Raw genomic sequence first — 18,634 nt, forward strand, 5'->3', positions numbered from 1 at the left:
GTCATGGCGTACATATCCACAGGGTCGGAATGGACCTTCGAGCTGATTCAACGATACGAGCATGAGATCGCGCGTATCGCCGCCGGCTTCAAACTCGACACGTACCCGAATCAGATCGAGATCATCACCGCCGAGCAGATGCTCGACGCCTATGCGACCGTCGGCCTGCCCATCGGCTATCACCACTGGTCGTACGGCAAGCACTTCCTGTCGTCCGAGCGCGGCTACAAGCGCGGGCAGATGGGGCTGGCGTACGAGATCGTCATCAATTCGAACCCCTGCATCGCGTATCTGATGGAGGAGAACAGCATGACCATGCAGGCGCTGACCATCGCGCACGCCAGCTACGGTCACAACTCGTTCTTCAAGGGCAATTACCTTTTTCGCACGTGGACCAGCGCCGACGCGATCGTCGATTACCTACTGTTCGCGCGCAACTACATCACCGAGTGCGAACAGCGTTACGGCGAACAGTCCGTGGAGTTGCTGCTCGACTCGTGCCACGCTTTGATGAACTACGGCGTGGACCGGTACAAGCGGCCGAAACGTCTGTCGATGGCGCAGGAGCAGGCGCGTCAGAAGGATCGCGAGAACTATCTGCAAATGCAGATCAACGATCTGTGGCGCACGTTGCCCAGCCACGCGCTGCATGACGACGATGAGGACGACGGTCTCGATCCCACCGAATCGGACGAGCCGCCCTTCCCGGGCGAGCCGCAGGAAAACCTGCTGTATTTCTTCGAGAAGAATGCGCCGAAACTGGCGCCGTGGCAGCGCGAGATCGTGCGCATCGTGCGCAAGCTCGCGCAGTACTTCTATCCGCAGCGTCAGACCAAAGTCATGAACGAAGGCTGGGCGACGTTCTGGCATTACACGATTCTTCAGCAGCTCTACAAGGAAAAGCTCGTCAACGACGCCTTCATGATGGAGTTCCTGCACGCGCATACGAACGTCGTCTATCAGCCGTCGTTCGACAGTCCGTACTACAGCGGTTTGAATCCGTATGCGCTGGGCTTCGCGATGTTCCAGGACATCCGTCGCATGTGCGAGGACCCGACCGAAGAAGATCGTCTGTGGGCCCCTGATATCGCTGGCTCCGACTGGCTGACGACGCTCGACTTCGCCATGCGCAACTTCAAGGACGAGAGCTTCATCCAGCAGTTCCTCTCGCCCAAGGTGATTCGCGATCTGAAGTTGTTCTCCGTCCTCGACGACGATCGTGACAGCCGCTTGCGCGTGACGGCCATTCACAACGATTCGGGCTATCGCGAGATTCGCGAGATGCTGGCGCAGCAGTACAACCTCAGTCAGCTCGAACCGAATATTCAGGTGGTGCACGTCGATTTGCATGGCGACCGTTCGCTGACGTTGCGGCACGTGCAAAGCGAACGCAAGCCACTCGACGACAGCTTCGAGGAAGTGCTCAAGCACGTGGCGCGTCTGTGGGGATTTACCGTGCGGCTGGAGACGGTGTTCGAAGACGGCCGCAGCGAGATGACGCACGAGACGAAGGTCGAGAAGCGCCGTCGCTACGCGCTGAGCGCCTGACGAGGGCGCGATGAAGATTCCGTTCGTCGCGCTCGATCACGTGGTGTTGCGGACCAACGATGTGGCACGCTTGCGGCACTTTTACATCGAGGTGCTGGGCTGCACGCTGGAGAAGGTGCAGGACGACATCGGACTGGTGCAGTTGCGTGCTGGCGACGCGTTGATCGATCTGGTTGACGTCGCCGGCAAGATCGGCCGTCAGGGCGGTGTCGCGCCCGGTCCCGAAGGACACAATCTCGATCACTTCTGTCTGCGCGTCGAACCGTTTGATGACAAAGCCATTCGCAACGCACTGGCGTCGCACGGCGTGACCCTGGGTGACGTGGTGCAACGCTACGGCGCGCATGGGGAAGGGCCGTCCTGCTATCTCAGCGATCCCGACGGCAACACTGTGGAACTCAAGGGACCTGCGACGTCGCCGCCGGTCGGCGGACACTGATTTCGCACGAAGGCCGTGGGCGGCATCGCGCCGCCATCAAGCCGCCATTTGACCCATCACGCTTTGATCCCGCCCCTTGTGTTTCGCCTGATAGAGCGCTTTGTCCGCTTGATCGAGCATCGCGCTGATCACGAGCGGCTCGCCCGGTTGCCACGAAGCAATGCCGACGCTGATCGTGATCGCCTCGCCTTCGTCGCGCGCGGCTTGCGGCAGCAGATCCGTACTCGCGCGCTTGACGGATTCGCGAATCCGGTCGGCCACACGTAATGCAGCATGCTGGTCGATCTCGGGCAGGACTACCGCAAACTCCTCGCCTCCCAGACGGACCGCAAAGTCGCTCGGCAGCCGGATGCAATGCTGGATTGTCGTGGCGATACGTTGCAGGACGGCGTCGCCGAACGGGTGTCCGTAGCGGTCGTTGACCTGCTTGAAGAAATCGATGTCGATCAGCAGCACGGACAGCGGAATCGCACGCTGTTGCACGCGTTCTGCGACGAGCCGGATACGGTTGTCGAAGTAGCGCCGGTTATAGATGTGCGTGAGCGGATCGATGAAGACCTTCTCCACCAGATCCGTATTGGTGAGCGCGAGCGATTGATACTGCCGTGTGATTTCCCACACAAGGGCGAGCGTCGCAACACCCGGGGATGCCAATGCCAGCAAACGCGCCGCATACCACTGATACGACGCTTCGCTCGGTGCCGTGAGCGAAAGCAGCAACTGACACAGCGAGATCGAGACCACGACCCACACGAGCAGGAACAACTTGTGCGACAGGCGCGTGACGGCCGCGATGCGCCACCACAATGCGATGTAAGCCACGAAGAGGGCGGCGAGCCCAATCGTCTCGATGTCGACGCCACCGCTCAGATGGGGTGTCACGAGCGTGCGTCCCGCGCCCACGATCGACAACGAAACCGTCACCCAGATGATGAGGACCGTCGCGCCGTAACGCGCCGCCTCGGAGTAGCCGGGACGCGTGTGCGGATCCATGCGCGTGCGCGAGTAGCTGCGCACGCTTAGCATCACATACGCGGCGAAGCTCGCTTCGGCAACGAGCCAGAGCCAGAAGGGCGCACGGGTGACGTGTGCCGAGATGCCTGCAAGCTGATTCGCGAGCAACACGCCTTCGGTAAACATGAACAGTCCGCGCAGCAGAAACGCGCATCCGAACTGCGCAAAATAGCGCTTGCCGTTGTAGAGATATTGAACGCCCAGCAGACACGCCGTCGACAGATTAAGAATGCCGCCTGCCGAGACGAGAAAGAAGGTCAGTAAAGGATTGACTGTGCCTTCGAGCGTGCGCGTGAGGAATCCGGCAAGCGTGAGTGCGGCGCACGCGGCCAAAATGGTGGTCGCGGCGACGCGATTGCCCTGTTCGGTACGGCTGATGGTACTTTTCATAGTTGTTATTCGCCATTCAACGACCTCGTGCCCGCGCACGATCGCTTTCCTACCGTTCAATCACCGCGCCCGCAAACTGTCGCAAGATCATTGTCTTGCGTTCCCGCTGCGTTTCCCCGATTTTGCGCTAAATGATTGAAAACTAAGATAAACCTCGGAGAATACACGAGTTTTTACGGGTTGGCACTGGTTTCCGGAGCGGTACTCTAATTTCCCTTCGGAGGCCAGATAACATGCGGATTCCGGATGGTCGGCACGTCGCTTTCCGCACCCGAAGTCGCTCGCTTCGTGTCCCGGAAAATAAATCGCTGCGACACATTGAACCGCTATGCGAAACATCGAAATTGCAGATTTCGGGACGTCGTAAAACTGCATTCTCTTCGCAACTTTTCAATTCGCCGCAATGCCAATGATGACGGTGGATTCGAGCGTACGCAATTAGTAAGGACTACGATTCATATGAGAAATGTGCCGTGTAATTGCGTGTAAATACACCGGATTCATGACTAAAAACGTGCTACGGGTTGGCATCGACTCACTATCTGTACTAGAATAAAAAAAGCCAATCGCTGCGGTTGGCCCATAGAAACAAAAGCGTTGCCGGTGTTCCTCGTTGCGCCGGCGTCCGTTACATCACGCAATGAGTTTGTGCAGTAAAACTTTCGCGCGCTTTCAATAAGCGTGTATCGAGAGGCCCAGGCGCCCACGGCGTCGAAAGCTCGTCTCTCATGTCGCATTTCGCGACGCCTCGTTCGTCACCGTTGTCTTTCACAGACCTTCGGATCGAACACACCACAATTCGCAAGGCAGCTAACAGTTGTCATGCTTGATTGACCGCGTTGTCACGTGGGGCGATAGCTATTGCCGCGCGCGCAGCGCTGCCAACCCATTCAAAGGGAGCATGAACGTGGCGAAGCAGTATCGCATTCTCTATCTGGCCGGTTTCGGACTGCTCGGTGTTGCCGCCGCAGTCACCGGTCTGGTGTATTGGCTGGGCGTGGATTCGCTCGTCAAGTACCGGGGCGACCTGGTGTATTACACCCAGCAGCATCTCAAGCTCGTGGCGATTTCGATGACATTGGCCATTCTGGTCGGCGTGCCTGCGGGCGTGCTGATCTCGCGTCCGATGTTTGCGAAACACGCGGAGCGCGCGGTGCAGATCTTCAATATCGGCAACACGCTGCCGTCGCTCGCCGTGCTGGCGTTGTCGATGGCGGTGCTTGGTATCGGCGACCGCCCGGCCATTCTGGCGCTGTGGCTGGCTTCGCTGCTGCCCATCGTGCGTAACGCGTACGAAGGCCTTCGGCAGGTGCCGCCCGCATTGCGGGAGTCGGCGCGCGGCATGGGCATGACGCCGGCGCAGGTGCTGTTTCGCGTCGATCTGCCCAACGCCATGCCGGTCATCATCGGCGGCGTTCGCACCGCGCTCGCGATCAACGTGGGCACTGCGCCGCTCGCTTTCCTGATCGGCGCGGACAGTCTTGGACAACTGATCTTCCCCGGCATTTATCTGAACGACCAGACCAAGTTGCTGCTCGGCGCGGCCGGCACTGCGCTGCTCGCGCTGGTGCTCGACGGCATCGTCGCCTTCGGCAGCGGGCTCTGGTTCGCGCGACACGGCACGCCGGCGCGCTGAAACATAGGAGGCCCCTACGTATGCAAGTTTCGTTTTCTCGTACGCTCGCGTCGCGCGCGCTTCGTCTTCTGAGCGTTGTCGCTGTCGCGCTGGGCGTCATAGCGACGAGCGCTACCGCGCAGGCCGCTGCGCTCACCATCGGCGGCAAGAACTTCACCGAACAGCTGATTCTCTCGGAGATGACGGCGCAGTACCTGCGCAGCAAAGGGTATGACGTCGAGCTAAAGAACGGCCTCGGCAGTGTGGTGATGCGTCAGGGCATGGAGAGCAATCAGCTCGACGTGGTCTGGGAGTACACCGGCACCTCGCTCATCGTCTACAACAGGGTCACCGAGAAGCTCGATCCGCAACAGACTTACGAGCGGGTCAAGGAACTCGACGGCAAGATCGGTCTCGTCTGGCTGAATCCCGCTGCGCTGAACAACACCTATGCGTTCGCCATGCCGGGCAAGATGGCGCGTGACGAAGGCATCGAGACGGTATCGCAGCTCATCGAAAAATTCCGTGCGAATCCGGAGATGCAATTCGCGTTCGACATGGAGTTCGTCGGTCGTTCGGACGGTCTGGAACCGATGGAGCAGCTCTACGATTTCCATCTCGCGCGCCGCAACATCAAGCAGATGGACCCGGGCCTCGTCTACACCGCGCTCAGGAACGAACAGATCGACGCCGGTCTCGTCTACACCAGCGATGGCCGTAACAAGGGCTTCGATCTGAAGGTGCTGACCGACGACAAAGGCTTCTTCCCGGCTTACGCGGCCACGCCTGTGGTGCGCAAGGAAGTGCTCGATGCGAACCCGAAGCTCGCCGACGAACTTAACGCGCTCTCCGCGAAGATCAACGACGAAAACATGCGCGACATGAACGCCAAGGTCGATATCGACCACCGTGCCGTGTCGCGCGTGGCGAGCGACTTCCTCAAGCAGGAAGGATTGGTGCAGTAAGCGCGCATTGCGTGTTGCTGCTCCCGATAGTTACCGATTGAGGAGTCCCATGATTGAATTTTTGACGCACAACTGGCACCGCATTCTGACCCTCACCGGTCAGCACGCGTGGCTGGTGGCCGCCTCGGTTGGCGCGGCCATTGTCGTCGGCGTGCCGCTGGGCGTGCTGGTCACGCGTTTTCGCTGGCTGTCCGGTGCCGTGCTGGGTCTGGCGACGGTCGTGCTCACGATCCCGTCGATTGCCCTGTTCGGCCTGATGATCCCCGCACTGTCCGTCTACGGCATGGGAATCGGTCCCGCACCGGCGGTGGCCGCCGTCTTCCTGTATTCGCTGCTGCCGATCATGCGCAACACGAGTCTCGCGCTGCGTCAGATCGATCCGAGCATTCGCGAAGCGGGGATTGGTATTGGCATGACGTTCTGGCAGCGTCTGCGCCTGGTTGAATTGCCGCTGGCCGTGCCGGTGGTGCTGGGCGGCGTGCGCACTGCCGTCGTGATGAATGTTGGCGTGATGGCCATTGGTGCCATCGTCGGGGCCGGTGGTCTCGGGGTGTTGATCACCCAGGGGATCAGCCAGAGCGATACCCGGCAGCTTGTCGTGGGTGCGGTCATGGTGAGTTTGCTCGCCATCGTCGCCGACACCCTGTTGCACCGCCTGCAGCGCGTGCTGACACCGAAAGGAATCCGAACCGTATGATCAAACTCGATAATCTCACCAAAAGCTTCGTCCAGAAGGACGGTACACGTGTGACCGCCGTGAACTCGGTCAGCCTTGAAGTGCCGCCGGGCGAAATCTGCGTCTTCCTCGGCCCGTCGGGCTGCGGCAAGACGACCACGCTCAAGATGATCAACCGGTTGATCAAGCCGACCTCCGGGCACATCCTGCTCAATGGCGAAGACACCGACAAGATCAACGAAATCGAATTGCGCCGCCACATCGGCTACGTGATCCAGCAGATCGGTCTGTTCCCGAACATGACCATCGAGGAGAACATTACCGTGGTGCCGCGTCTGCTCGGCTGGGACAAGAAGCGCTGCCGCGAGCGTGCCACCGAACTGATGGCCATGGTCGCACTCGATCCGAAGCGTTACCTGTCGCGCTATCCGCGCGAACTCTCGGGTGGCCAGCAGCAACGTATCGGTGTGATCCGGGCGCTGGCGGCAGATCCGCCCGTGCTGCTGATGGACGAGCCGTTCGGCGCCGTCGATCCGATCAACCGCGAATCGATTCAGAACGAGTTTTTGCAAATGCAGCGTCAGTTGGGCAAGACCGTCATCATGGTCAGCCACGATATCGACGAGGCGATCAAGCTGGCGGACCGCATCGCGATCTTCCGTCAGGGGAGTCTCGTGCAGTATGCGCAACCGGATGCGCTGCTGGCGCGACCGGTCGACGAATTCGTCGCAAGCTTCGTGGGACATGACCGAATTCTCAAGCGCCTGTTGCTCGTGCGCGCCGAAGATGCCGCCACACCGCAACCGACCGTCAAGCCGCAGACGACGCTCGCCGAAGCCTACGGCATGATGGACGAACTCGATACGCGTTCGCTGGTGGTGGTCGATGAGAGCGCGCGTGCATTGGGTTACATTGCTCGTCGGGACACGCGGCACGCACAGGGCACGTGTGGCGAGCGCGTGCGGGACTTCAAGGCGTCGGCGGTGGCTGGCGACAACCTGCGGGTGCTGCTCTCGCGTATGTACGAACACAATCTGGCATCCCTGCCGGTGCTGGGCGACGACAATCAATACCTCGGCGAGGTCACGCAAGACTCCATCGCCGACTATCTGAGTTCGGGCAAGTCGCGCGGCAACGGTGGCGGTACGATCATTGCGCCGTCGCTGCCGGGCGCACCCAATGTAGTGGCAAGCGTGCCGTTCGGCGCGTCGATGTAAGCGCTGCGCGTGGCGCGATGTCGCTGAATGTCCCTGAATAAGTGTGACGTCGCATGAGTTTCGGAGGCGGGAGGGAACGACCGCCGCCTGACGCATCCAAGGATGACGGCCCAAGCGGCCGTCATTTTTGCGTTTGCCGATTGTGCGGTTTGCTTAAGGCGAGGGCGATGTCGGCAAACAGCACCATCGGGCAAGCAAAGAAAACAGCAAGACAAGGAGTTGCAGGATGACGTGGGAAGCAGTAATAGCGTGGTTCGACAATGCGCCGTGGGCGCGCATGGCCGGGTCGTTGGCGATGCTGATTGCGGCGGCCGCGCTGGTGCAGGCGGTGGCGCAGTTCGTGATCGTGCGGATCGTACGCATCGTGGTGCAGAGAACGGCGAATCGTTGGGACGATGCGTTGCTCGCGCATCGCGTCTTCCACCGGGCGGCGCGCATTCTGCCGTACCTCGTCATTCAGTTCGGCATCGAGTGGGTGCCGGATCTACCTGCGAAGGCGGTGATCGTCATCGGCAATGTGGCTCTTGCCACGACGCTGCTTTACGCCACGCTCGCGATCGCGGGCATTCTCGACGCTGCACAGACCGTCTACGCGATGTCTGAGCACGCGCGCACGCGCTCCATCAAGGGGTACGTCCAGCTCGGCAAGATCGCGCTCTACGTGGTGGCGTCGATTGGCATTGTCGCGACGATCATCGACCGTTCGCCGTGGTTGCTGCTCTCCGGCCTGGGGGCGATGTCGGCGGTGCTGTTGCTGGTATTCAAGGACACGATCATGTCGTTCGTCGCAAGCGTGCAACTCACGTCGAACGACATGCTGCGCGTGGGTGACTGGATCGAGATGCCGCAGGTCGGGGCCGATGGCGACGTGGTGGATATTGCGTTGCATACGGTGAAGGTGCAGAACTGGGACAAGACGATCACGACGATTCCGACGTGGCGTCTGATTTCGGAGAGCTTCCGCAACTGGCGCGGCATGCAGCAGTCGGGCGGGCGACGCATCAAGCGCACGCTGTGCATCGATGCTGGCAGTGTCGGATTCCTGGACGCCGACGAGATCGCGCGTCTATCCAGGCTGCATCTGCTGGGCGGCTATCTGTCGGAGAAACAGCGTTCGATAGCGGATGCCAATGCCGCGCTCGGTGTCGCGGCGGACGTGCTGGCGAATACGCGGCGTCTGACGAATATCGGCACGTTCCGCGCGTACGCGCTGGCGTATCTGAAGGCGCATCCGAACATCCATGAGGGCATGACGTGCATGGTGCGCTCGCTCGAGCCATCGGCAACGGGCATTCCAGTCGAGCTGTACTGCTTCACGAACACGATCGTGTGGGCGGAGTACGAGCGCGTGCAGGGCGACGTCTTCGACCATCTGCTGGCCATCCTCCCCGAGTTCGGCCTGCGCATGTACCAGAACCCCGCCGGTGCAGATCTGATGCGCTGGGGCCAGCGCGCCGCTTAACCGCATTGCTGTCCGAGGGCTTCAGGAAAATTCCGGAAAGCTTTGGCATCTGTTTACTTCGATGTGTCGCGCTGCGACGATACCCACGAATCCACGCGAGAGGGATGACGGGGCAATGATTCGGAGTGAGAGATGGACGACTATACGATCGAAGTGGTGTGGTATCCCAACGCTGACGCACGGGCTGAGGACTTTTGTGTCAGCGACACGGAGGAAGAACTGACTCAACTGTGGCGTTTCCCCAACGACGCGGATAACGCGGATGACGCGGAGCATTGGAAGTGCTGAAACGAGGTGAGGTCTGGGTCGCAAGTTTCGATCCGGTAGTCGGATGCGAAATCGGGAAGACGCGTCCGTGTGTCATTTTGTCGCCTTCGCCGATGAATAAGCACACGCAGACCGTGATCGTGGCACCGCTGACATCGTCGGACGCCTCTCGATTCAGTGTCTCCACGACATATGGCGGACGCCAGGGCGCGATGCAGTTAAGCCATCTTAGATCGGTGGATAGACAGCGATTGGTTCGACATACGGGGACACTGGATCGGCACGCGTTGAGACGTGCCATGGCGCGCCTGCGAGACGTTTTCTCTGAGGAGACTGGCGATGCTGGCGATTGATCCATCGCCGTGACGCAAGTCGCAACATTAGAAAAGGGCTCCCGAAGGAGCCCTCATTCTTTCAGCGTTTCGCTCAATGATGTTGCGGGTGCCGTGATTGCTTCACGTACCCTAAATCACACCTTAAGCCGTCGACTCGTCCAACGTCGGATAGTCGACGTAACCGCGTGCATCGCCACCATAAAGCGTGTCGCGATTCAGGGCGTTGAACGGGCCGCCGCGCTTGAGGCGTTCGACCAGATCCGGGTTCGCGATGAACGGTTTGCCGAAGGCGATCAGATCCGCGAGGTTTTCCTTGCGGGCCTTGAGCGCCAGTGCGAGGTCATAGCCGTTGTTCGCCATGAACGTACCCTTGAAGAGGCGGCGGAGCTTCTGAAGATCGAAGCCGCCTTCCACTTCGCGCGGGCCACCCGTCGCCCCTTCGACGACGTGCAGATACACGAGGCCGAAACGGTTGAGCTGCTCGACGGCGTACGTGAAGACCGGTTCCGGATTGCTGTCGCCGCAATCGTTGGCCGGGCTGATCGGCGAGAGGCGAATGCCCACGCGATCGGCACCCCAGACGTCGACAACCGCCTGCGTGACTTCCAGCACGATGCGCACGCGGTTCTCGATGCTGCCGCCGTACTGGTCGGTGCGATGGTTCGTCTTGTCGCGCATGAACTGGTCGAGCAGATAACCGTTCGCTGCGTGGATCTCCACGCCATCGAAACCAGCGCGCTTCGCGCACTCGGCCGCATGACGATACTGTTCGATGATGCCCGGGATCTCGGACGTCTCCAGTGCACGCGGAACGGGATGCGGCTCGAAGCCATGCTCCGTGAACGCCTGACCGGCCGGTTGAATCGCCGATGGTGCGACCGGCAGTGCGCCCTCAGGTTGCAGCGACGGGTGCGAGATGCGGCCTACGTGCCAGAGCTGGCAGAAGATCTTGCCGCCCTTAGCGTGCAGCGCGTCCGTGACCTGCTTCCAGCCAGCGACTTGTTCGTCGGTGTAAATGCCCGGCGTAAAGGCGTAGCCCTTGCCTTGCTGCGAGATGTTGGTGGCTTCGCTGATGATGAGCCCGGCCGATGCGCGCTGCGCGTAGTATTCGGCGACCATCGGGCCTGGCACGTCGCCCTGGCTGGCGCGGCTACGCGTGAGCGGCGCCATGACGATGCGGTTTTTCAGTTCGAGCGGGCCGAGCTTGTACGACGAAAACAGGTCGGTATCGAGCGCGGCGAGTGAGGTGTGTTGCGAGTCCGTCATTGCTGAAGGTCCTATGAAAGTGGGGGTTGCTGTGCTGCACAAAACCCGCATAGGTTACGGCAATTTTTTTGGCCTTGCTGACGACTCAAGCGACGCAACGGCCAACTTGCTGCCGTCGGAAAACTCGCCACACTTCCTGCACCAAAACAGGGAGACGCGGCGGGTTGTCGTGGTATTTCGATGTCGGCGGGGTTTCGACAGATTCGCCGTAAATTTCGCGACTAATCGGCCGAAAACGTGCCGAAATCAATCTACTCAGGCATTCGCCGCCACCGGACGCTTCGGCGCATGCGGGGCAATTCGCAACACCATGAACGCGCCGATGATGCACACGCCGCCAGAGAGCATCGAGGCCATCGTGTAGTTGCCAAGCGTTGCACGCAGCGAACCGGCGACCAGTGCTGCCGTTGCTGCGCCAAGCTGGTGGCCCGCTACGATCCAGCCGAAAACGATCGGGGCCATCGTCTTGCCGAAAACATCGGTCGTCAGACGCACTGTTGGCGGCACCGTCGCGATCCAGTCCAGACCGTAGAACAGTGCGAAGAGCGGAATGCCGAAGAAGTCGAAGCCGAAAGCGTAAGGCAGATAGATCAGAGACAGACCGCGCAGTCCGTAGTACCAGAACAGCAGCACGCGGCTGTTGTAGCGGTCCGAGAGCCATCCCGACGCCGTGGTGCCGATAAGATCGAGAATGCCCATCGCCGCCAGAATGCCCGCACCCTTGACTTCGGAGATGCCATAGTCGCCACACATCGCGATGAAGTGCGTGCCGATGTAGCCGTTCGTGCTCGCACCGCAGATGAAGAAGCTGAAGAACAGCAGCCAGAAATCACGCTTGCCAGCCGCCATGCGCAAGGCCGAGAGCGCCGCCGTGAGCGGATTGCCTTGCGTGAGCTGCACATCGGGGGCGTCTTCCGGTGCGCCGACCGGACGCAGGCCGACCGACCCCGGACGTTCCGGCACAAGGATCGCGACCAGCGGCAGAACGATAGCCGCCACCGCTGCCACGATCAGGACCACAGGCCGCCACCCGTAGTTTTCCGTGATCGCGGCCATGATCGGCAGAAACACCATCTGTCCGGTCGCGGAGCTTGCCGTGAGAATGCCCATCGCCAGACCACGATGTGTGTGGAACCAGCGGTTCGAGACCGTGGCGGCGAGCGTCACGGCCGCGACGCCGGTGCCACCGCCCACCATCACGCCCCAGATCAGCACCATCTGCCACGGTGCGGTCATGAGCGACGAGAGCGCCGTGCCCGACGCGAGCAACAACAGGGCGACCATGACCGTGGGACGGATGCCGAAGCGCTGCATGGCGGCCGCCGCGAACGGGCCGGTCAGGCCGTACAACGCCAGGTTGACGGAGATCGCCAGCGAAATCGTGGCGCGGCTCCAGCCAAAGTCGTGTTCGAGCGGCACCATCATGACGCTGGGCGTCGCGCGAATGCCGGCCGAAGCGAGCAGAACCAGGAAAATTACGCCGACGACGATCCACCCATAGTGGAAGCGTCCGTCGATGCGCCTTGCAAGTGCAGCCTTCATGGCGGAGATCCTTGCCGTGATTCGGTCTTGGCCGTTTTAAGGGGTATTGGACGGTTTTAAAGGCCGAGCCGGGAACGTTTGCGGGAACCGCACGGTCTACGTTCATCGATAGACTTGTGACTGAGCGGTAACATGAGGTTGCCATGTTATGAACCGATCGGTAACATGTCAAGTATTCCTTTTTGACGGCAGGGCTTTTGCAACGCTCGCGTCAATGGCAAACCACAGTTCAGGGAGCGCCGGATCATGGCCAAATCGTCAACATCTTCCGTACCCGTCGAGGTTGTCTCGCCGACCGGTGGGGCAGACGCGATGAAAGCGGGCGCCGAAGTCGCAGGCGAAAGCGTAAGCGCGACGTCCAATGCGGCCCCGGCGACGGCCCGTCGCCGCAGTGCCGCGTCTCGTGCGGTCAAGCCTGGGCGACACGTCACGCCCGCGCCGATTGCGCAGCAGCACCTGCTCGACGCGGCCGTCGAGTTGTTCCATACGGAAGGGGTGCGCGCCGTGGGCGTGGACGCCGTCGTCAAGCGCGCGGGCGTCAACAAGATGAGCCTGTATCGCCAGTTCGCGTCGAAGGACGATCTGATTCTGGCGTATCTCGATCATATGCAGACAGCGAGTCTTGCGCGCATTGACGAGAGCATCGCGAAGCGCCCGGGCGAGCCGCGTGCGCAGATGTTGCAGATCTTCGTGGATCTGGCCCAGCGGGCGAGCCGTCCCGGCTATCGCGGGTGCCCGTTCGTCAACGTGGCGGCGGAATTCCCCGATCCGGACCACGCGGCGCGTCATTCGGTGGTGAACTACAAGGCGGAAGTGGTGAGGCGTTTCACCGCGCTGGTGACGGCCGCCGGTCTTGCGGAGCCGGCACCGCTGGTCGACGCGCTGTCGCTGATTCTCGAAGGCGCGTATGCCGCGAGCCAGACCTTTGGGCCGGGCTCTGCCCCGCTGCGTATCCTGCCGACGGTGGCGCGTCAGATTATCGATGCGGGCATGGCAGGGGCACTGACCGCTGCGTAACCACGCTGGCTAATGTCGATGGAAACGACGGCGGTCGCCGACGCGCGCCGGCCGTCGTCACAATGCCGGAGACCTCAGGCCGCCAGCCGTTGCATCGCGACCGCAGCGGTGCCGCGTGTCATCGGCGCGTTCACCTCATCTGACGTCGCTGCACCATTCATGCGGAAGGCGGCCACCGCCTGATCGAGCGCACGCGCCTGATCTTCCATGGACGCCGCTGCTGCGGCCGCCTGCTCCACGAGCGCAGCGTTCTGCTGCGTGACTTCATCCATCTGCGTCACCGCACGGCCGACTTGCTCGATGCCGTGACTCTGTTCTTCCGACGCCGCTGAGATCTCTCCCATGATGTCGGTGACACGTCGCACCGCCTGCACGACGTCGTGCATCGTCTGGCCCGCCTGCGCCACGAGCACCGAGCCGTCCTGCACGCGGCCGTTCGACGACTCGATCAGTTCCTTGATTTCCTTGGCTGCGGCGGCGCTGCGCTGGGCCAGCGTGCGCACTTCCCCGGCCACGACGGCGAAGCCACGTCCCTGCTCGCCAGCGCGCGCCGCTTCCACCGCTGCGTTCAGCGCGAGAATGTTCGTCTGGAAGGCAATGCCGTCGATCACACTGATGATGTCGACCACCTTGCCCGAGCTTTGCGAGATGCCTTCCATCGTAGCCACCACCTGATCCACGACGTGTCCGCCGCGCACCGCGATGGCGGACGCGTTTTCCGCGAGCTGACTCGCCTGGCGCGCGTTGTCAGCGTTCTGGCGCACGGTCGACGTCAGTTGCTCCATCGACGATGCCGTTTCCTCCAGCGCGGCCGCCTGCTGTTCGGTGCGCGCCGACAGGTCGGTGTTGCCTTCGGCGATCTCGCGCGCGGCAAGCGTGATGGCGCTGGTGCCGCCGCGAATGCGTCCGATCATCTGTTGAAGATTGCCCTGCATGCGTTGCATCGCATGGAGCAGGCTGGCGCCGTCGCCCTGACGCAGACGGACTTGCGTGAGCAGATCGCCGTCGGCAATGCGCGTGGCGATATCCGCCGCGTACTCCGGCTCGCCGCCAAGACTCTGCTGGACGTTACGGATAATGAGCAGCATGACGCCCGACACCGCCAGTCCGATGACGGCGAGCATGGCCCCCCAGCGCAGCAGCGCGCCGATGAAGGCGGCATTGATGTCGTCTACGTAGACGCCGGTCGTCAGATACCAGTCCCAGGGCTGGTACACGCCCACGCGGCTGATCTTTTCGACGGGCTTGTCCGAGCCGGGCTTGGGCCAGAGATACGAGACGAACGGGTCGTTGGTGCGTGCGGCAGCAACGATATCCGAAAACATGAGCTTGCCCGACGGATCGCGGAACTGGCTCATGTCCTTGCCTTCGAGCTTCGGATTGACCGAGTTGAGCACGATCACGCGCTGCGAGTTCAAGATACCGAAATAGTTTTCGCCGTCGTAGCGGATCGCGCCGATTTGCTCGCGGGCCGCCTTTTGCGCGTCCGCCACGCTCATTTCGCCGTGCTCGGCCCGTGCGGCGTAGTGCTTGGCCAGACTCAGACCGGCATCGACCACATGGGTCAGGCCCGCCCGGCGCTCGGCCAGCATGGTGTCGCGCTGCGCCCATGCGCCCCAGATCGCCATCGCCAGCAGGCTGACCCACATCAACGCGACGGCAGACCACAACTTCGCTTTCAGACTCAATCGCTGCATTACTTCGTCATCCCCACTGATTCCGCTTTGGTGTTGCACACGCGGTGGCCGTACGTGATGGGGTTTCCCCATCCGTGCAGTCCGACTATCGATATTTTTGATCGGTTGTCGGCACCCTCGGAAAAAGGTGCGGACCGAACGTGTGCTAACGGCAGTCCCGGGGAGGACTTGAGCTTTGCGAGGGCGCGCAAAGACTTGCGAACCCTTGCGGCGGGCGGCGATTGACCGTGTTAGCCGTGAATTACGACCATCAGGCCACGCGCGACCGACTTGCCGACGTTACGAATCGCGTGGGCGCGATCTGCGGGGTAACGGGCCGTCTCGCCCGGTTTGGCGCGGCGCGCGACGTGTTCGACTTCGATGTCGACCTGCCCGTCGAACACGGTGAAGTGCTCGCGCGTGCCCGGATCGTGCGGCTCGGAGACGAGTGCCGCGCCGGGTTGCAGCGTCAGTTCATACCACTCGAATTTGCCCGCCAGCTCCATCGGTCCGAGGATTTTCAGCTGATAGGCCTGTTCGGCACCCGCGAGCGTCGGCGTCTCATGTTTGCCGAAGATGCGCACCGGTTCCGGGTCGCCGGACGGCGCGCCCAGCAACTGGTCGAGACGCACGCCCAGCGCGTTGGCGAGCCGCCAAGCCACGGCGATGGTCGGGTTGGCCTTGTCGCGTTCGATCTGGGAGAGCATCGACTTGGAGACGCCGGACGCGCGCGAGAGCGTCTCCAGCGTCATGCCACGGTCCTTGCGCAGTTGCTGAATCATGTCGCCGACGGGCGGCGGGGCGATCGGAGGCGCCGCAGAGACTGCGGGAGTACTTGCCATATGAATTCCGGGATATTAGAATTTTTCAATATATTGAAACTAGTTCAATATAAAGTATAGTTTCCGATAAGTTGGATGCCGTGATGGCTGCATGGTAGCAGAGCGCGTTCGCTCTGCACCGCTGAACGCATAGGAGATGCGCACGATGACCGCACAAACCCCGGAAGCCCGCGAGGGCTTCTACCGTCAACTGACCGAACGACTCGAAGACACGCGCCGGCAGGGCCTTTTCAAGCAGGAACGTGTGCTGATGTCGCGGCAGGGGCCGGAGGTCATGTGCGACGACGGGCAGACGCGTATCAACCTGTGTGCAAACAACTATCTCGGGCTCTCCGGCAGCGAATCGCTCGTCAAGGCAGGGCAGAAGGCGCTGGAAGACTTCGGCTTCGGTCTGTCGTCGGTGCGCTTCATCTGTGGCACGCAAGGCCCGCATAAGGAACTCGAAGCCCGCATCGCCGCGTTCCTCGGCACGGAAGACGCGATCCTCTACGCCGCGGCGTTCGATGCCAACGGCGGGGTGTTCGAACCGCTCTTCGACGAGCAGGACGCCATCATCTCCGACGCCCTGAACCACGCCTCGATCATCGACGGCGTGCGGCTTTGCAAGGCGCAGCGTCTGCGCTACGCGCACAATGACATGGACGACCTGGAGCGCCAGTTGCAGGCGGCTGCCGCGGCGCGTCACCGCATCATCGTCACGGACGGTGTGTTTTCGATGGACGGCACGATTGCGCAACTCGACCGTATCGTGACGCTGGCCGAGCAGTACGGCGCGCTCATCATGATCGACGAGTGTCATGCGTCCGGCTTCATGGGACCGACGGGACGCGGCACGCACGAGCATCACGGCGTGCTGGGCAAGATCGACATCATCACTGGCACGCTGGGCAAGGCGCTGGGCGGTGCGATGGGGGGCTTCACGGCGGGACGTCGCGAAGTGATCGAGACGCTGCGTCAACGCTCGCGCCCGTATCTCTTCTCCAACAGTCTCGCACCGGCCATCGTCGGCACGTCGCTGGCGGTTTTCGACGAACTCGAACACTCGTCGTCGCGCCGCGAACAACTGCATGCGAACACGGCGTTTTTCCGTCAGGAAGTGGCGGCGCTGGGCTTCACGATCAAACCGGGCACGCATCCGATCGTCCCCGTGATGCTGTTCGACGCCACGCTTGCCCAGAACTTCGCGCAGCGTCTGTATGAGCTGGGCGTGATCGCCACGGGCTTCTTCTACCCGGTGGTGCCGCAAGGTCAGGCGCGTGTGCGCGTGCAGCTTTCGGCGGCGCATACCCGCGAACATCTCACTCGTGCGCTGGCGGCGTTCGCTCAGGCCGGTAACGAGCTCGGCATTCTCAAGCAAGGTTGAACATGGAACGAATTCTCATCATTGGCGCCAACGGGCAGATCGGCAGCGAACTCGTCGAAGCGCTGGCTGCGCAGTACGGCAACGAGAATGTCGTTGCCACCGACATCGCCCCGGGGCCGTCGCGTCATCCCGTGCATTACGAAACGCTCGACGTACTCGACGCGGCGCGTCTGGCCGCGCTGGTCGAGCGCTTCGGCATCACCCAGATCTTCCACCTGGCCGCGCTGCTCTCGGCCACGGGCGAAACACGTCCGCTGCAAGCCTGGACGCTCAACATGAACGGCTTGCTCAACGTGCTCGAACTGGCGCGCGAGCATCAGAGCAAGGGGAAGAACCTGCGCGTGTTCTGGCCGTCGTCGATTGCGGCGTTCGGGCCGCACACACCGGCCGTGGAAACCCCGCAGCTCGCCATCATGGATCCGACCACGATGTATGGCATCAGCAAGCAGGCGGGCGAGCGTCTGTGCGAGTACTACTTCACGAAGTTTGGGGTGGACGTGCGCAGCCTGCGCTATCCGGGCGTGATCAGCTTCAAGACACCGCCCGGCGGCGGCACGACGGATTACGCCATCGACATCTTCCAGGCGGCCCGCCGTGGCGAGGCGTACACGTGCTTCCTGAAGGAAGACGCCACGCTGCCGATGATCCATATGCCGGATGCCGTGCGCGCCACGCTGGAGTTGATGAATGCCGATGCCGCGCGCCTGCGCGTGCGTTCGTCGTACAACGTGGCCGGGGTGAGTTTCGACCCGAAGACGCTCGCTGCTGCGATTGCACGCCGCGTGCCGGGGTTCACGGTGAAGTACGCGCCGGACTTCCGTCAGGCGATCGCCGAGACGTGGCCGCACACGCTCGACGACACACATGCCCGCTACGATTGGGGCTGGAAGCCTGCCTTCGATCTGGACGCTATGGTGGACGACATGCTCGCCAACGTGCCGCTCGATTGGCACGCGCCCGCGTTGGGAAACGCGGCCTGAACGAGTGAAGGGCTGACGGG

Annotated in this window: 17 protein-coding genes; 12 read left to right on the forward strand and 5 right to left on the reverse strand. The window is 61.9% G+C overall.

The window, feature by feature from the left end; all coding sequences use genetic code 11:
* Positions 1 to 3 precede the first annotated feature (3 nt).
* Both PAN31117_RS06305 and PAN31117_RS06310 read left to right on the forward strand, forming a co-directional pair.
* On the forward strand, positions 4 to 1,548 hold the full coding sequence (locus tag PAN31117_RS06305; RefSeq protein ID WP_150737446.1) for a SpoVR family protein: 1,545 nt from the start codon (positions 4 to 6) through the stop codon (positions 1,546 to 1,548).
* Between the two features lie 10 nt (positions 1,549 to 1,558).
* Positions 1,559 to 1,987 (forward strand): VOC family protein, encoded by a 429-nt coding sequence (locus PAN31117_RS06310; protein WP_150737447.1) that lies wholly within the window; start codon positions 1,559 to 1,561, stop codon positions 1,985 to 1,987.
* 36 nt (positions 1,988 to 2,023) lie between these two features.
* Here PAN31117_RS06310 and PAN31117_RS06315 read toward each other — a convergent pair whose 3' ends face one another.
* Positions 2,024 to 3,391 carry a GGDEF domain-containing protein gene (locus tag PAN31117_RS06315; RefSeq protein WP_150737448.1) on the reverse strand — a complete coding sequence of 456 codons (1,368 nt, stop codon included), beginning with the start codon at positions 3,389 to 3,391 and terminating at the stop codon, positions 2,024 to 2,026.
* A gap of 901 nt (positions 3,392 to 4,292) precedes the next feature.
* Here PAN31117_RS06315 and PAN31117_RS06320 point away from each other — a divergent pair.
* The 7 genes from PAN31117_RS06320 to PAN31117_RS27790 all read left to right on the forward strand — a co-directional run bounded on the left by PAN31117_RS06320 (position 4,293) and on the right by PAN31117_RS27790 (position 9,946).
* Positions 4,293 to 5,027 (forward strand): ABC transporter permease, encoded by a 735-nt coding sequence (locus PAN31117_RS06320; RefSeq protein ID WP_174990851.1) that lies wholly within the window; start codon positions 4,293 to 4,295, stop codon positions 5,025 to 5,027.
* Positions 5,028 to 5,047: 20 nt separating this feature from the next.
* Positions 5,048 to 5,971 (forward strand): glycine betaine ABC transporter substrate-binding protein, encoded by a 924-nt coding sequence (locus PAN31117_RS06325; RefSeq protein ID WP_150737449.1) that lies wholly within the window; start codon positions 5,048 to 5,050, stop codon positions 5,969 to 5,971.
* A gap of 49 nt (positions 5,972 to 6,020) precedes the next feature.
* On the forward strand, positions 6,021 to 6,668 hold the full coding sequence (locus tag PAN31117_RS06330; RefSeq protein WP_150737450.1) for an ABC transporter permease: 648 nt from the start codon (positions 6,021 to 6,023) through the stop codon (positions 6,666 to 6,668).
* Positions 6,665 to 7,864, forward strand: a complete 1,200-nt coding sequence (locus tag PAN31117_RS06335) for an osmoprotectant ABC transporter ATP-binding protein OsmV (protein WP_150737451.1) — start codon at positions 6,665 to 6,667, stop codon at positions 7,862 to 7,864. Before PAN31117_RS06330 ends, PAN31117_RS06335 begins: the two co-directional genes overlap by 4 nt.
* Before the next feature lie 226 nt (positions 7,865 to 8,090).
* A complete protein-coding gene (locus tag PAN31117_RS06340; RefSeq protein WP_150737452.1) occupies positions 8,091 to 9,326 on the forward strand; it encodes a mechanosensitive ion channel family protein in 1,236 nt (411 codons plus the stop codon).
* A 132-nt stretch (positions 9,327 to 9,458) separates the two neighbouring features.
* Positions 9,459 to 9,614, forward strand: coding sequence for a hypothetical protein (locus tag PAN31117_RS27045; protein WP_174990852.1), 156 nt, complete (start codon positions 9,459 to 9,461; stop codon positions 9,612 to 9,614).
* Positions 9,608 to 9,946: a type II toxin-antitoxin system PemK/MazF family toxin gene (locus PAN31117_RS27790; protein WP_174990853.1), complete on the forward strand. Its 339-nt coding sequence runs from the start codon at positions 9,608 to 9,610 to the stop codon at positions 9,944 to 9,946. Before PAN31117_RS27045 ends, PAN31117_RS27790 begins: the two co-directional genes overlap by 7 nt.
* A gap of 123 nt (positions 9,947 to 10,069) precedes the next feature.
* Here the strand turns inward: PAN31117_RS27790 and PAN31117_RS06350 are convergent, their stop codons facing one another.
* Entirely contained in the window at positions 10,070 to 11,194 is a 1,125-nt protein-coding gene (locus tag PAN31117_RS06350) for an alkene reductase (RefSeq protein ID WP_150737454.1), read from the reverse strand.
* Positions 11,195 to 11,449: 255 nt separating this feature from the next.
* Entirely contained in the window at positions 11,450 to 12,736 is a 1,287-nt protein-coding gene (locus tag PAN31117_RS06355; protein ID WP_150575976.1) for an MFS transporter, read from the reverse strand.
* Positions 12,737 to 13,048: 312 nt separating this feature from the next.
* Here PAN31117_RS06355 and PAN31117_RS06360 point away from each other — a divergent pair, with 312 nt between their 5' ends.
* Positions 13,049 to 13,753: a TetR/AcrR family transcriptional regulator gene (locus PAN31117_RS06360; protein ID WP_174990872.1), complete on the forward strand. Its 705-nt coding sequence runs from the start codon at positions 13,049 to 13,051 to the stop codon at positions 13,751 to 13,753.
* A 74-nt stretch (positions 13,754 to 13,827) separates the two neighbouring features.
* Here the strand turns inward: PAN31117_RS06360 and PAN31117_RS06365 are convergent, their stop codons facing one another.
* Positions 13,828 to 15,450, reverse strand: coding sequence for a methyl-accepting chemotaxis protein (locus PAN31117_RS06365; RefSeq protein WP_150737455.1), 1,623 nt, complete (start codon positions 15,448 to 15,450; stop codon positions 13,828 to 13,830).
* A gap of 230 nt (positions 15,451 to 15,680) precedes the next feature.
* Positions 15,681 to 16,271 carry a helix-turn-helix domain-containing protein gene (locus tag PAN31117_RS06370; protein WP_150737456.1) on the reverse strand — a complete coding sequence of 197 codons (591 nt, stop codon included), beginning with the start codon at positions 16,269 to 16,271 and terminating at the stop codon, positions 15,681 to 15,683.
* A 145-nt stretch (positions 16,272 to 16,416) separates the two neighbouring features.
* Between PAN31117_RS06370 and kbl the strand changes: the two genes are divergently transcribed.
* Together kbl and PAN31117_RS06380 are read left to right on the forward strand one after the other, a co-directional pair.
* Positions 16,417 to 17,634, forward strand: coding sequence for a glycine C-acetyltransferase (gene kbl, locus PAN31117_RS06375; RefSeq protein ID WP_150737457.1), 1,218 nt, complete (start codon positions 16,417 to 16,419; stop codon positions 17,632 to 17,634).
* 2 nt (positions 17,635 to 17,636) lie between these two features.
* On the forward strand, positions 17,637 to 18,614 hold the full coding sequence (locus tag PAN31117_RS06380; RefSeq protein ID WP_174990854.1) for an NAD-dependent epimerase/dehydratase family protein: 978 nt from the start codon (positions 17,637 to 17,639) through the stop codon (positions 18,612 to 18,614).
* Positions 18,615 to 18,634: the final 20 nt, after the last annotated feature.

Source organism: Pandoraea anapnoica (assembly GCF_902459765.1).
Lineage (GTDB): Bacteria > Pseudomonadota > Gammaproteobacteria > Burkholderiales > Burkholderiaceae > Pandoraea > Pandoraea anapnoica.